Source organism: Clostridium sp. KNHs216 (genome assembly GCF_006714885.1).
Taxonomy (GTDB): domain Bacteria; phylum Bacillota; class Clostridia; order Oscillospirales; family Acutalibacteraceae; genus Caproiciproducens.
The window spans coordinates 1,020,159-1,033,581 of sequence record NZ_VFMF01000001.1 but is presented as its reverse complement, the minus strand read 5'-3'; the positions used below and the strand labels follow the sequence as shown (position 1 = coordinate 1,033,581).

10 protein-coding genes are annotated in these 13,423 nt (G+C 49.8%); 8 read left to right on the top strand and 2 right to left on the bottom strand.

Features of this window, described 5'->3' with window-relative positions; genetic code table 11:
* Nucleotides 1-9 precede the first annotated feature (9 nt).
* Nucleotides 10-246, bottom strand: coding sequence for a FeoA family protein (locus LY85_RS05085; protein WP_038325020.1), 237 nt, complete (start codon nucleotides 244-246; stop codon nucleotides 10-12).
* 323 nt (nucleotides 247-569) lie between these two features.
* On the opposite strand from LY85_RS05085, the gene LY85_RS05080 reads away from it, so the two are divergent.
* The 6 genes from LY85_RS05080 (at nucleotide 570) to LY85_RS05055 (ending at nucleotide 7,871) form a co-directional block, all read left to right on the top strand.
* Nucleotides 570-1,055, top strand: a complete 486-nt coding sequence (locus LY85_RS05080; protein ID WP_141825733.1) for an iron dependent repressor, metal binding and dimerization domain protein — start codon at nucleotides 570-572, stop codon at nucleotides 1,053-1,055.
* A gap of 629 nt (nucleotides 1,056-1,684) precedes the next feature.
* A complete protein-coding gene (locus tag LY85_RS05075; protein WP_038325018.1) occupies nucleotides 1,685-2,185 on the top strand; it encodes a sigma-70 family RNA polymerase sigma factor in 501 nt (166 codons plus the stop codon).
* Nucleotides 2,166-3,215 carry a hypothetical protein gene (locus tag LY85_RS05070; protein ID WP_141825732.1) on the top strand — a complete coding sequence of 350 codons (1,050 nt, stop codon included), beginning with the start codon at nucleotides 2,166-2,168 and terminating at the stop codon, nucleotides 3,213-3,215. The genes LY85_RS05075 and LY85_RS05070 overlap by 20 nt, the downstream gene beginning before the upstream one ends.
* A 130-nt stretch (nucleotides 3,216-3,345) precedes the next feature.
* Nucleotides 3,346-6,333 carry a hypothetical protein gene (locus tag LY85_RS05065; RefSeq protein ID WP_141825731.1) on the top strand — a complete coding sequence of 996 codons (2,988 nt, stop codon included), beginning with the start codon at nucleotides 3,346-3,348 and terminating at the stop codon, nucleotides 6,331-6,333.
* 392 nt (nucleotides 6,334-6,725) lie between these two features.
* Nucleotides 6,726-7,253: an ECF transporter S component gene (locus LY85_RS05060; RefSeq protein ID WP_141825730.1), complete on the top strand. Its 528-nt coding sequence runs from the start codon at nucleotides 6,726-6,728 to the stop codon at nucleotides 7,251-7,253.
* Nucleotides 7,254-7,256: 3 nt separating this feature from the next.
* Nucleotides 7,257-7,871, top strand: coding sequence for a class I SAM-dependent methyltransferase (locus LY85_RS05055; protein ID WP_141825729.1), 615 nt, complete (start codon nucleotides 7,257-7,259; stop codon nucleotides 7,869-7,871).
* Nucleotides 7,872-7,971: 100 nt separating this feature from the next.
* Here the strand turns inward: LY85_RS05055 and LY85_RS05050 are convergent, their stop codons facing one another.
* Nucleotides 7,972-9,339 (bottom strand): hypothetical protein, encoded by a 1,368-nt coding sequence (locus tag LY85_RS05050; RefSeq protein ID WP_141825728.1) that lies wholly within the window; start codon nucleotides 9,337-9,339, stop codon nucleotides 7,972-7,974.
* 708 nt (nucleotides 9,340-10,047) lie between these two features.
* On the opposite strand from LY85_RS05050, the gene LY85_RS05045 reads away from it, so the two are divergent.
* Nucleotides 10,048-11,436, top strand: a complete 1,389-nt coding sequence (locus LY85_RS05045; RefSeq protein ID WP_141825727.1) for a PTS transporter subunit EIIC — start codon at nucleotides 10,048-10,050, stop codon at nucleotides 11,434-11,436.
* Between the two features lie 160 nt (nucleotides 11,437-11,596).
* Complete coding sequence (locus LY85_RS05040; RefSeq protein WP_243122487.1) at nucleotides 11,597-13,423, top strand: class I mannose-6-phosphate isomerase; 1,827 nt, start codon at nucleotides 11,597-11,599, stop codon at nucleotides 13,421-13,423.

Genomic DNA, 13,423 nt, shown 5'->3' with positions numbered 1-13,423 from the left:
GGTTCTACCTTACGCAGTAACCAGAATCTTGTCGGAAACATCGGACCGCAGCGCAATCACTGCTCCGCGAATCCGGTAAGCGGTCGGATTTCCGGACGGGCTCTGGTAAAGCGGCTCGATTTCCGTTCCGTCGATCACACCCAGATCAAGCATCCTTCTGCGGACCGTGCCGTTGGCATTTAAAGATGTCACGCTGCCTCTGACCCCCATGGGCAGTTCATTCAGCGGTATTCCTTTTTCACTCATAGCAATGACCTCCCGAAAACTATTTTTAAACCGTGTGACGGATTGATAGAGACCCTTTAATTTCTTGCACTAGGCTAATATATGGTTCTTTCACTGAAAGTGCTACAAAATTGTATTCGGACAAAAAAATTAGCCCTGCCGAATAATTTTTCCTTCCTCTAAAATTAGTTCTTATGCGGGAGCAATTTTGAATATATTATCGTAGGCATTGTTTGTAAGTTCTTCGGCCAGATTCCGCCCCAAATGCCAGGAATACGGCGGGCTGGGCCTGCATGCACATTTACAGACAAGGTCCAGCTTTCAATAAAAGGAAGGGTGCCCTTATGAAAAAATCGGAGAATCGCGAATTTCGGACTGCGCGCGGATATCAAATACTCAACCAGCGGGAAGGAATGCTGACCTCCTCCATGGAGGACTATTTGGAAATGATCTACCGCGCATGCAGCAGCGGCGGCTATTCAAGGGTCGGGAAGGTCTCAGAGCTGCTTCACGTAAAACCGTCGTCCGCTTCCAAAATGATTTTTAAACTGGCTGACATGGGGTATATCCGATATGACCGATATGAAATTATTCAGCTGACGGAAATGGGGGAAAAAACCGGCGCGGCTCTGTTGAACCGGCATATGATCATTGAGGAATTCCTGCAGCTGATCGGAAGCCCCAATGCTTTGGAAGAGACGGAGCTGATCGAGCATTCGCTGAGCCCGTCCACTGTCGAAAATCTGCAGTCTTTGATTGATTATTTTAAGGCGGATCCTCAGGCGGTCGATCAATTTGAAAAAATCAAACAAAAAACAGTCGCTTTGTAAATCAGTCGACGGAAATCATCAGATCAGCCCGGTACCTCTTCGGAGGTGCTTTTGTTGTATCCGGAAAACCACTCGCTTCTATCTTCACTCAGGAAGCGTGGATTTTTGGAATCAGCGTATCAAAATAATGCAGGGCGTAAACACCGCCGAGAATTACTACGGCATTTCCAGTTGATTCTGCAGCAAGGCTGCGTTCCTCCCCGCCTTTGGTGGGGAGGAACGTGTTTTGTATCGCAAACTGAAATGGAATTGCTGTAAGAGACAGTTTGCAGGGTGGTAAATATTGGAGTTGACCCCGAGCTGAAATTGACGGTAAAATGGTATTGAAAAATGCTCCGCTTGCTGATGTCGCGCAAATGATCAGTCGAAAGGCTGCGCGTTCAGACTGCTGGAGCTATCTTTGCACATTGAAATCGGTCTTTTACGGGCCTCCAGAGATTTAGAATACCAATTGGGGAAGATGTGTTTCTGAACATTTCTTCCCCTTTTTTAGCAGAACAGGACGTTTGGGATGGAAGGCTGTTCCGCTGGGGGTGCTATATACTGGAACGCAAACCGCATAAACTTTACCGAATTTTGAAAGTATTTGCCATCGTCAATCGTATCTATGGGTGAAGGGAGGAAAAGAGATGGAAAAAACATCGTCCGGTACCAACGATGTTGTAACAGAAGCTCTCGACAAATATTCCGATATGGTTCGAAGAATATGCTTTATGTATCTGAAAAATGAAGCGGATGTGGAGGACATCTTTCAAAATGTCTTTTTAAAGCTGCTGCAAAATAAAAAACCGTTTGAAAACGACGCGCATGAAAAGGCATGGCTCTGCAGAGTTACCATAAATGAATGCAAGGATTTCCACAAAAGCTTTTTCCGTAAAAATACTTGTTCCATCGACGACTTAGAGATTCCCATAGAGGATAAATCCGAAGAGGGTGTGCTGCGTGAAGTGTTGTCGCTTCCACAGAAATACAGGAATGTAATTTATCTCTTTTATTTCGAGGACTATTCGGTTCCTGAAATTGCAGTGATTCTTGGAAGAAATCAAAATACAATTCACACACATCTGCGAAGAGCGAAAGCAATTTTAAAGAACAAATTGAGAGGTTTTGATGATGGAAACTATTTTTAGGGCCGCTATGAACCATATCCGTGCCAAAGAAGATCTGAAAAGGAAAACAAGGGATTCCCTCATTGCCAGTTTAAGCACGACACCCGCTGCGGCGCAGAGCAGGCACAGGCGCTCCATGAGGCAAAGAGCCCTTATAGCGGCCTGTACCGTCGTTTTTGTGTGCGTAATGTCTGTTGCCGCGGTTTCCTACTATAAAACTCCCGCTTCCTATTTAAGCCTTGACATAAACCCCAGCGTTGAGCTGGGCGTCAATGGATTCGGAAGGATTGTGTCCGCGACCGCTTATAACAGCGAAGGCACAGCGATTCTGAACGGGCAAAACATCATGGACGCAGATGTCAAAAGCGCTGTCCATACTTTGGTTAAGTCGGCCGCGCAGAAAGGCTTTGTCGCACAGGACGGCTCAACGGTAATTTCCGTGACCTCTGAAACCGACGATACCTCGGACGCGATCGAACTGGAAGACGCCGCGGCACAGGGCGCAGAAACGGCAATAAAATCAGAAGGGAAGACCGCAACAATCAGCAAGGACCACATTCCCCTGGAAAAGCGGGATGAAGCCAAAAAACTGGCCATTACTCCGGGCAAGCTGAGCTTGATACGAAAGCTGCAGGCGCTCGATCCTTCCGTTACGGTCAGCGAATACAAGAATGCCAAAGTAACGGATATCATGAAAAAGATCCACGAACTGAAAAATTCGGCGGATACAGACGGGAACGATACAAAGGACAGCTCTGTTCCGACGGATAACAGCAGCGCCCCCGATGAAACGGACGGCGAAGATACACCGAATTCATCCGGTACAGCCGTTGACGGCAATCAACAGGCTGATGAGAGTTCCTTGGTTTCCTCGGGTGAAGCCGGCAAAGACAATGTCTCCGATTCATCCGATGACCCGGAAAAAGAAGACACTGCTTCCAGCCAAAAGGGGGAAACGTCCTCTCAGGCACAAAGTCACTCCAGCAGTTCAAACGGCTCAAAGGTCAGCCGCCGTTCCTCTTCCTCCCCTTCAAGTCAGCAGAAACGATGAAGACTTCCATACGGCGAATCGGCTGACACATGGAACACGGACACGGCATGAAGCCTGCTGCCGAAAAATCACCACCGCACTTTCACCACTGAATTCGCAAGAACATCACTCGATCAGGAGGATTCACAGAATGAAAAAATTTACAGCTAAGGTGCTTTCTCTCGTACTTTCATCTGCGCTGGTTATCAGCAGCTTTGCGACCGTCGCTGCCACGGCGGCTGCAAAGTCATTGACCGGCGTAATCAGCGGTACCAATCAGGACGCAATTTATCTTGTCAACGGCGGTACGGCAAATACCGCAGACCTCACGGATTTTCTGCTGGACAGCGGCAGCGATTTCCGCTTTGAAACCGCGGACCATCAGTCGGTCAGCGACGAGAAGATCAGCGCCATCGCCCATGTTTCCGGCGACAGCCTTGTTTCGTTAAAGGTGGACAGTTCCACCGACACGGCGACTCTCAAGCTGAAGAGCAGTTCGGTTTCCGGCAAAGAAGTGATTTCCGTTCTTTATGAGGGCGGCTACACCGACGAAGACGGAAATGATTACACGGTGAAAGCAAGGAGCAACCTTACCGTATATGTCTATGACAAGGATCAGATCGTCTTCGGCGAATACGACTCAGGCTTCTCAGCCAAAGAGCCCGGCACCGGTTTCTCTGATTTCGAAACCTTTGCTCAGACCGCCAACTATACAAAAGCTTTGGGTATTTATAAAGCGAAACCAGGCTCCGACTCCGCGCTGGCTGTTTATGAGGCTGCCGACTTAACCACGGCAACTGCCGGCATCACGGATAAAAACGCCTACAGCTTCAGCATGACGGGCAGCGACGTGCATGTTTCGGTCGCAGATACGACTTCGGCATTCACCCAGTCCCCGGTTGCTGTCGTAGGAAAAAATTTGTCTGCTGAAACGCACCTGTACACACAGGATGCCAATACCACGAACGTAAGCATCACGGTGAAGAAGCTGGTTTCAGACGGTTCCACCTACAAGGCATCCAGCAGCTCCGGCGACTCTTACACCCTGAAAACAAAGATTGAAAAGAAAACCGATGCGGCGACCTTATTGCCCGGCAGCAAGGTTTTTACCATTAAGAGAACGGACGGAAAAACAATGCTGACCGGCGACGCAAATCCCGGGACAAGCAATGTTACAGACAGCGAAGTAGTATTCCCGCAGGGCACCACACGCGTGAGTGTCGGGGAGAGCACCAATGTTAAGAAAATTTCCGGCTATGTCGGAGATCTCCAGATCGGCGGCGGGAAAGTCGGTTCCGTCGATATAAAAAGCGGTACCGTTGAGGTTACGGACGGCACCGTCGGCGACGTCAAAACGAGCGGGGCACCGTTCACGACCGACGGAGACGCAGTTCTTGTAAGCGGCGGTAAAGTTGGAAATATCGACGTTACGGAGGAAACTCTGGATTCGGACAGCAACGTGACCGTAAACGCGGGAACAACCGGAACCATCCATGCCGACGGTACGGTTACCGTCAGTGCGAATGATTCGGATACTCCGGTTGTTACGGGTAAGATTACCGCACAGGATATCTTGATGTACTCTAAGGAATCCAAAATCACCTGTGCAGGCGTTCAATCGGGCGCGGACGGTTCCATCACATTGTCCGGGGACAACACCAACGTGAATGCCATCGACCTCGATTTCCGCGAGACAACGGTGTATGTCGGCGACGACAGAGAAGCCTTCACCGGAAAAATCCCCGCTCCCTCCAACGCGAAAAACGGAATGCTCTATACCCAGAACGAGGACACAAGCGCAACCGTCAGCGGCTCCGTTACGGTTGACACCATTTCCCTGGATTCCGATACCGTCCTGACGTTTGACGGTATGGTCACGGCGGATACGATTGAAGGGGACGGCACCATGAGGATTGCTGCCGGAAACCTGTATGTAACCGGCAGTGTCTATAATGTCACCCTGAAGCTGACCGACAAGACCTTTGCGGCGGGCACCACCGTCTTTAAGGCCGCTTCGGATGCCGTCGATGTGGATGATTTCAATACCTTTGGATTCACACTCGAGAAAACGACGGGTACGGCAATCGATACTTTTAAAGTCGCATCCCTTTCTTTTGCAGGCATTGCAATCAATAAGGACTCTTCCAGCATTGCCAAGGGCTATTCCGAGACATTCACTGCAGCGGCCTATCCGGCCGGCACCTCCCTTCCCGCCGGGGCCAGAGTGGTCTGGGAGCTTGATGGGGGCAGCAGCGACGTCTTTGAGCTCACTTCCTCCGACGCTTCCGCAACCGTAACGGTAAACAGTATCGATCCGGTTTTCTCGTCGGAAAATAAAACGACTCTGACCGCGGTCCTGTATGACGCGGACGGTTATGAGATGGATGACTATGGTACGGCCAAATGCGATATTACCGCCGTTGCTGTTCCGACCGCGGTTTCCGACACAAACGCCGCCCTCTCGGTCGAGAAGGGTTCCAGCTATATCATGAAAGTGACCGCTTCGGCCACACCTTCTGTTACAGCCGGTACAAGCGGCGTATTCACAGTGGCGCCGGTTTCCCAGAACGGCAATGAATACCTCTACAGGCTTTCCGCAGTCGGCTCCGTCGGCTCCGCGACAGGCATCTACCTGAACGGGAATAAAATCTTTGTCGCGACGGTAAAAGGGATTGCTTTCACAAGTGATACCACAATGGATGTATCCGTGAATGGTTCTTACACCTTTAAGATTACCTCAGCGGTAGCTCCGACCGTTACGGTTGGTTCTCCCTCGTTCCAGCTCTCCTATGTTTCCAAATCCGGCAATGATTATTTGTATAAGATTACCTCCGCCGGTGCGGCGGGCTCAGCAGCCGGAATCTATGTAAACGGTACTAGAATTTTTGTAGCTACCGTAAAGGGGACTCCTTTCACGAGCGATACGACGATGGATTTGACCGTGCATGGTTCCTATACCTTCAGGATTACCTCGGCAGCGGCTCCGTCCGTTACCGTCGGGTCTCCGGTCTTCAGCCTTGCTTATGCCGGCAAATCCGGCAATGATTATCTCTACAAAATCACCTCCGCCGGTGCGGCGGGTTCGGCAGCCGGAATTTATGTAAACGGTACAAGAATTTTTGTTGCTGCGGTGGGATAAGGATTTCCCTGCCGTATTCATTACAATAGAATTAGTCTTATTGCGAGGCATCGGCTCCTGTTTACTTTGAGCCGATGCCTCTTTAGACTGATGCATATTGCAATTCCATTTCAGTTTGCGAGATAAAACACGTTCCTCCCCCGCCGAAGGGCGGGGGAGGAACACAATCTTGTCACAGAATCAACTGGAAATGCTGTAATTGACTTTTTCCATATTTTATATTAAAATAATAATGTTAACAAAGTCATGAAGGCTTTTAAAATCTTCACTTATATTTATTAGCACACAACCATGAAGGGATGCCGTACGAAACGGCTCTTTTCATGGTATTTTTATTTAGGAGGATAGTAAAGATTTGTTTGCTCCAATGATAACTTGTTAAGGAGACTACCATGAAAAAAACAACGACAGTAAATCTGACCGGAACCGCGCTCTGTATCGCGCTCGGAATTCTGCTTCCCACTTTTTTCCATATGATCGGCGCCGGACCTACCTTTTTGCCGATGCACATTCCCGTTTTACTTTGCGGATTGATTTTCGGGTGGCCGTATGGAGCGGTATGCGGGTTTATCGTACCGCTTTTCTCTTCTGTCCTGACTGGCATGCCTCCCATTTTCCCGACGGCTGCGGCCATGACGCTTGAGCTTTGCGCTTACGGCGCACTGACCGGATTCTTTTATCAAAAGCTCCGCTGGAATGTCTACCCCGCGCTTATTGGCGCAATGCTTGGCGGACGGATTGTATCGGGTCTGGCAAACGCTGTGTTTATGAACATGGCAGGCAAGCCTTACGGCTTTGCCGCATTTATTTCAGCTTCCTTTGTCGTGGCACTGCCGGGAATTATTATCCAGATGATTCTGATTCCGATCTTTATTCTGGCCTTGGAGAAGGCTAAAATGATACGGAGGGAAAGAGCGTAAAATATGAGCGAATATTTAAATCAACGAAATGAAATCAAACAGTTCTTTGACGGATGCGCAGAAAATTGGGACAATCATTGTACGTTCGACAAAGAAAAAATTGCATCGATCGTCACCTTGTCGGCAATAAAGGCCGGGTCGCGAGTGGTGGATATCGCCTGCGGGACCGGCGTATTGTTCCCCGAAATCCTTTCGCGCAACCCCGCTTCTGTTTTGGGTATTGACCTTTCGGGCGAAATGATATCCAAGGCGCGAAGCAAATTCGCGGATTCCCGTTTGCGGCTGCTTGCCTCGGATTTGTTTGACGTACATGAGACCGGTTTTGACACGGCCCTGATATTCAGCGCATATCCCCACTTTCCCGATAAACCAAAGCTTGCGGAGCATCTGGCAAGTATGCTGAGGCCGGACGGAAGATTCGTCATTGCTCACAGCGAGGGCAGAAGCCCTATCAATCACTGTCATTCGGGTGATGCGGTGAGCCGGATTTCGTGGCCTTTGCGTCCTGCGAAAGAGGAAGCCGAAGTATTTCTCCGCTGTTTTCATGTGGATATGTTAATCGACACTCCTGAAATTTACCTCATTTCCGGTACAAAAAAATCAGATCCGAAGGATTAGGTCATGCACGAGTTTCCGGACAATATCAATGCACCCCAAAGGTATTTCGGCATATTTTGCCGTTTGGCCTTTGGGGTGCATTTTATCTTCAGGATGGTGGTCAGGGCTGCTTTTCAATCGTAAAGAGGCAGAAAGAATCGTTCATCATTCGTATGCTTTCTTTCAGCCGGTCCTTCACCGCGACGCTTTTGCTCCCGGTAACAGACAGACCGCTTAACGAGTGATCGCTGATCCAGTTGTTATGCTGACCGTCAACATAATACTCAGTCAGCAGATAGGTTCCTTCCTTCAGACCGAAAATCTCCAGGTCATAATCGTTGATCTGAGCCCCGGGATTGGCGGCCAAAATTTGGATAGCCCCCTGCCCATCCATGGTTGCTACGCAGTTGTCATTGACGTAACCTTCAATCAGAAGCTCCCTGTCTCCAAGCATATGGAGCATTTTCATCACGTGCCCGCTCGGGGTCGGAACATACTGATTCTGATCATTCAGGACAAACATCGTGCGCCCAAGCTGCTGATTTGGATTGTGGAAGGAGCACCATGGAAACATCTTGAGATTTTTGCAATAGGAGCCTAAAATCATTCCGGCGATCTCTCCGCTGGCATTTTGAAGGTTGTTCGGTCTTCCCGCGTCGCCCACTCCGGTTCTCAACCCATATTCCGTCATCAGAAGCGGCAGATCAGGCAGGTTCAGTTTTTTGATCTTCGCTTCATGACGGACATAGAATTGAAGAATTCTTCCGGGATTGGTATGATATTCATGCATGGAATAAAAATCAATTTTACGGTCCTTATCCTTTGCAAGGATCTCTAAAAATTCATCCCAGTATTTCCAGTTTGTCATTCCCGCGGACATCCCGAAACCGCCGACCAGCAGCGGCGTCTCGTAGGAGTGTTCTGCATTCAGTTGCTCAATCGCCCGATAGGCTCTCTTATACAGATTATAAAATTCCGGCATAGTCAGTTCGCCGAAATTTGGAATTTCAACTTCGTTACAGCACTCAATATAGACGATATTGGGACACAGGGCTTTATAGTGCTCGACTACTTTTTTAAATACCTCTTCATATTGATCAAACGAAACAAGGCCGTCGGTCACCTCCCGCTCATATCTGCGGATATTCAAAAGGACCGTGTCCGCACAGGCCGCGTGAGACGTCAGATATTCTTCAACATGAACTCCCAGCGGGGAAGGAACGGTCAGAGGCCAGTCGTAGTGATAATGATTCGGGTCGTCCTGATAGCGGTTTTCCCCAATCAAATAATTCCAGTGATAGGTATTATCACGGTAGTCCCATACCTCATCCAATGTAATGAACAGGCGAATCATCTCGGGGCGTCCGATATATGCCTCCATTGCCTCCGGAAAACGTTTATCCGGGGTGTACCTTAATGTGGTGTTATGGTACTTTTCGACGTGCGGCCACTCTCTCATGACTCTGTTTGCGTCCACCTTGATTTCCATATTTTTCTCCTTTTACATAAAATTTAATTTCGTTACAGCATTTCCCGTTGATTCTGCAGCAAGGTTGCGTTCCTCCTCCGCCTTTGGCGGGGGAGGAACGTGTTTTTGCCTTGCAAACTGAGATGGAATTGCTGTAAATAGTATAGAATAGTAAAAATTCAGCCGGCCTATGCGTTTTCGATAGGGAATAGGAACCGGATACCAGTGCTTGAACGTGATGATTTGAAAGGCAGACTCCAACCAATTTTCAAAGCTATTATAGCATGGATAGAATAAAATTTCACTAATATATAAAACAAAATTCTATTTTATATGCTGTACGAATTCAACAAAATAAATCCTTGCCTTCCTATCCGGGGGACATGGCGAAGAACATAAGCTTCCGGGCACAGCACCCGATGGCCGGAAAAAGGAAGTGTGCATAGATGGAACTATGTTCGAATTCAGGCAGAAAATACCGAGCGGAGAAGAAACAAGAAATCCAAATATAAAATAAAGTTTCATAAATGTATCCCGAAAAAACTGATTTTACAGGACTAATTTTAAAAAATAGATTTATTTAAACTGAAATATGTGGAAAACGACCAATGGACAAAATAAAATTTTGTTTCAATTCATAATGGAATTCTGTTTCATAAGTGCTATAATATATGCGAAGGGCGGTTCCCGATCCGATTTTCAATTACATAGTTGTAGGGAGGAAAACATATGGAAGCAAAGACCTTAGCACAGGAAATTCTGGAATGTCTTGGAGGAGCGGCAAACATCGCAGAACTGGAAAACTGTATGACCAGACTGAGGGTACAGGTTCGGGATGCCGACAAAGTGAAAAAGGATGCTCTGCTGAAGATCAAGGGAGTGATGGGGGTCGTTGGGACGCCCGAAGAGCCTCAGGTAATTCTCGGTCCGGGCGTGGCGGACAAAATCTGTACGGAACTGAAACAGATGGACGGGCTGAATTATTCGGAGGCAAAACAGGATGGAGCGCTGATGCACAAGAAAAAGTCAAAAGGCATTTTTGAATTTTTCTCCAACGTATTCGTACCCCTCGTTTCGATCTTTGCCGGAGCCGGTCTGCTTTACGGTATCAGGCAGGTTTTCGTGCTCATATTCACCCTCACGGGTACGGCTGCCTTTAACCCGGCTGCGGTCGCGGACGGCGGCTCCGTATTCATGGCGGCGCTGACGGTTCTGTGCTCCACGTTCTTTACGTATCTGAACATCGCGGTCGGCTGCCAGGCGGCGAAAGTCATGGGCGGCAATCCGTATCTCGGCCTGATCGCCGGCGGCATCGTCACAAACGTAGGGAATCTTGCGGGCGTCTCGATGGGCTTTTTCGGTCTTACCTTCACCAACGGCAAGGGCGGTACGCTTGCGGCGCTCGCGGCCGGTGCGCTGATTGCTGTTGTGGAAAAATGGATCAAGGACCACTGCCCGGATTCCCTGAAAATCCACCTGCCCTCTCTCGGGGCGATCCTGGTCGTCGGTCTTGCAACGCTGTTCATCATCCAGCCGGTATGCGGCATTCTGACAACCGGCATCACCAATGTGCTGCTGTGGCTGGTAAACAACGCGGGACCGCTTGGCGGCGCGGTGATTGCCTTCACGTTCCTGCCACTGGTTATGACGGGCATGCATCAGGGTCTTACTCCCATCCATCTTTCCCTGATCCAGCAGCTTGGCTACACACCGATTTACGCCTTTGACTCCATGGCGGGCGGCGGACAGGTGGGTGCAGCCATTGCCCTGTTCTTTAAATACCGGAAGAACAAAAGCCTGCACAATGCCGTAAAGGGCGGTCTCCCCGCCGGAATCCTCGGCATCGGTGAACCGCTGATTTTCGGTGTTAGCCTTCCGCTGGGCCGCGTATTCTTTACGGCCTGCGCCGGGGCAGCTCTGGGCGGTGCTCTCCTCGGCTTCTTCCCCCACTCGGGCGCCGTTACCGTCAGCGTTTCCGGAATCCTCGGCGTTCTTGTCAACACCAATCCATTGGCGTATCTGGCCGCCTATGCTCTTTCCATCGCCGGAGGCTTCCTGTTTACCTGGTCTGTCGGTGCGAAAAAAGAGGCGCTTGATGCGTTCGGCGGAGATCGGTAAAGCCGGAACTGAAATATTCTGTGGCCCAATGCCGGAACGGGAGCCTTCGGGAGCTCCTTTTTCCGGCAGCGGGCTTTCCCGGCAAGACACTGAAGTTACAGTCAACAACCTGATATCATATTGAATTGAATTTAGAAAGGATTTTGCAAAGATGAGTTTTATGTTCAAACCCCTAGCCTATGATGACCACACCGCAATCAACCGTCCCGACATCCCGGCATCCGTCAGGGAGGATCTTGTTTTCGGTACCGTGCAGTCCGCGAAGCGTATTGCTGAAAAGGCCGTTTCCCTGCTGGAAAGCGGAAAATCGGGATGTGTCGTGGCCGTGGACGGTTACGCCTCCGCCAAATTCAGCGACCTTTCGGGTGCGCTGTCACAGGCCGTACGGCAGCGCGGCTACCGGGTGGTCCTGCGCACCATGGACGAGGTTTACAAACCGGTCGAAGAACTGGATGCCATGGTGGCGGAGTGTCTTCCCCTGAATTACGAGGAAGACCCTGTTCTGCTGTTCGGCAAACTGTACGAGGGAAGCTTCTCCGATTTTATCGACAGGGGAAAGGCAGAAAAACTGCTGGAGGAAATGCGGAATCTTCCCGAGAAAACGTTGCTGATTTTTATCGGGTACGGCAGCACGTCGGAGACCTTTTCGGCTCTGGCGGACCTGAAGGTCTATATTGATGTGACCCCGAAAACCGCCGCTGTCCGCGCACGCGAGGGGAAACTGGTTAACGTTGGGGACAAAACCCCGAGACCGTTTGCGGAACTGATGCGCCGCAACTATTTCGTGGATTTTGAAATTATCCTGAAAAACCGCAAACGTCTGCTGACGCAGAATGAAATTGATTTTTACATCTGCGGCGACCATGACGAGGATTTTGTGCTGATGAGCAGTCAGGACCTCGAAACGATCCTGACCGGCCTGGCCCGCTATCCGTTCCGCACCAAGCCCGTCTATCTAGAGGGCATCTGGGGCGGCGAATTTATCCGCAAGGTCAGACGGCTGCCTTCCGAATACAAAAATATCGCCTGGGTATTCGACATGATCCCGATGGAGGTCAGTGTCGTAGTCGACGCGGACGGCCGCGAAGTCGAGTTTCCGTTCTTTACCTTCATTCAGAAATGCCCTCTGCCGATCATGGGCGAAAAATGCACCAAACGGTTCGGCGGCTATTTTCCCATCCGGTTTAATTACGACGATACCTACCACAGCAACGGCAACATGTCTGTTCAGGTACATCCCTACGAATCGGTCTGTAAGGAATATTATAATGAAAAAGGCAGCCAGGACGAGGCTTACTACGTCATTGCCACCGGTCACGGGGCGAAAACATACCTCGGCTTCAACGAAGATGCCGACCCCGCCGAATTTGTCGCGCTGGCGAAACAGTCCGAAAAGGACGGCAGCGACCTGGATTATGCCAAATATGTCAACCATATCGACTCCGTTCCCGGCCGTCAGGTCATGATTCCCGGCGGAACCATCCACGCCTCCGGCCGCAACCAGCTGATTCTGGAGCTCGGTTCGCTTACCATCGGTTCCTATACCTATAAAATGTACGATTATAACCGGCGAGATGCCGAAGGCAACCTCCGCCCGATTCACAGCGCGATGGGTGAGAAGGTGCTTCGTACCGAGCGCACCTCGGATTGGGTACGCGAAAACATCGCCATTGAGCCGATTCCCGATGGGGAAGGCGACGGGTGGAAACAATATATTGTAGGAAAAACCGATTTGATGTATTATCAGACCAAGCAGCTTTATCTTGAAAAAAAGGCGGAATTCTCCAACAACGGCCAGTTTACCGTTCTCACCCTGGTGGACGGCGAGGAAGTGAAGGTCTATTCCAAATCCAATCCCGAGTTCTGCTACCGGCAGAAATTCCTGGATATCGTTGTGGTTCCGGCGTCCATCACCGATTATGTGATTGAAAATATGGGCTACCAGCCGGCTGTTGTCCACAAGACCATGCTCAGAACCGATGACTGA

Bases quoted from the DNA above. Each gene is read 5' to 3' on its own strand.
- LY85_RS05060 (WP_141825730.1), top strand. From the start codon at position 6,726: ATGAAAAAAACAACGACAGTAAATCTGACCGGAACCGCGCTCTGTATC.
- LY85_RS05040 (WP_243122487.1), top strand. From the start codon at position 11,597: ATGTTCAAACCCCTAGCCTATGATGACCACACCGCAATCAACCGTCCC.
- LY85_RS05045 (WP_141825727.1), top strand. From the start codon at position 10,048: ATGGAAGCAAAGACCTTAGCACAGGAAATTCTGGAATGTCTTGGAGGA.
- LY85_RS05050 (WP_141825728.1), bottom strand. From the start codon at position 9,339: ATGGAAATCAAGGTGGACGCAAACAGAGTCATGAGAGAGTGGCCGCAC.
- LY85_RS05080 (WP_141825733.1), top strand. From the start codon at position 570: ATGAAAAAATCGGAGAATCGCGAATTTCGGACTGCGCGCGGATATCAA.
- LY85_RS05075 (WP_038325018.1), top strand. From the start codon at position 1,685: ATGGAAAAAACATCGTCCGGTACCAACGATGTTGTAACAGAAGCTCTC.
- LY85_RS05055 (WP_141825729.1), top strand. From the start codon at position 7,257: ATGAGCGAATATTTAAATCAACGAAATGAAATCAAACAGTTCTTTGAC.
- LY85_RS05065 (WP_141825731.1), top strand. From the start codon at position 3,346: ATGAAAAAATTTACAGCTAAGGTGCTTTCTCTCGTACTTTCATCTGCG.
- LY85_RS05070 (WP_141825732.1), top strand. From the start codon at position 2,166: ATGATGGAAACTATTTTTAGGGCCGCTATGAACCATATCCGTGCCAAA.
- LY85_RS05085 (WP_038325020.1), bottom strand. From the start codon at position 246: ATGAGTGAAAAAGGAATACCGCTGAATGAACTGCCCATGGGGGTCAGA.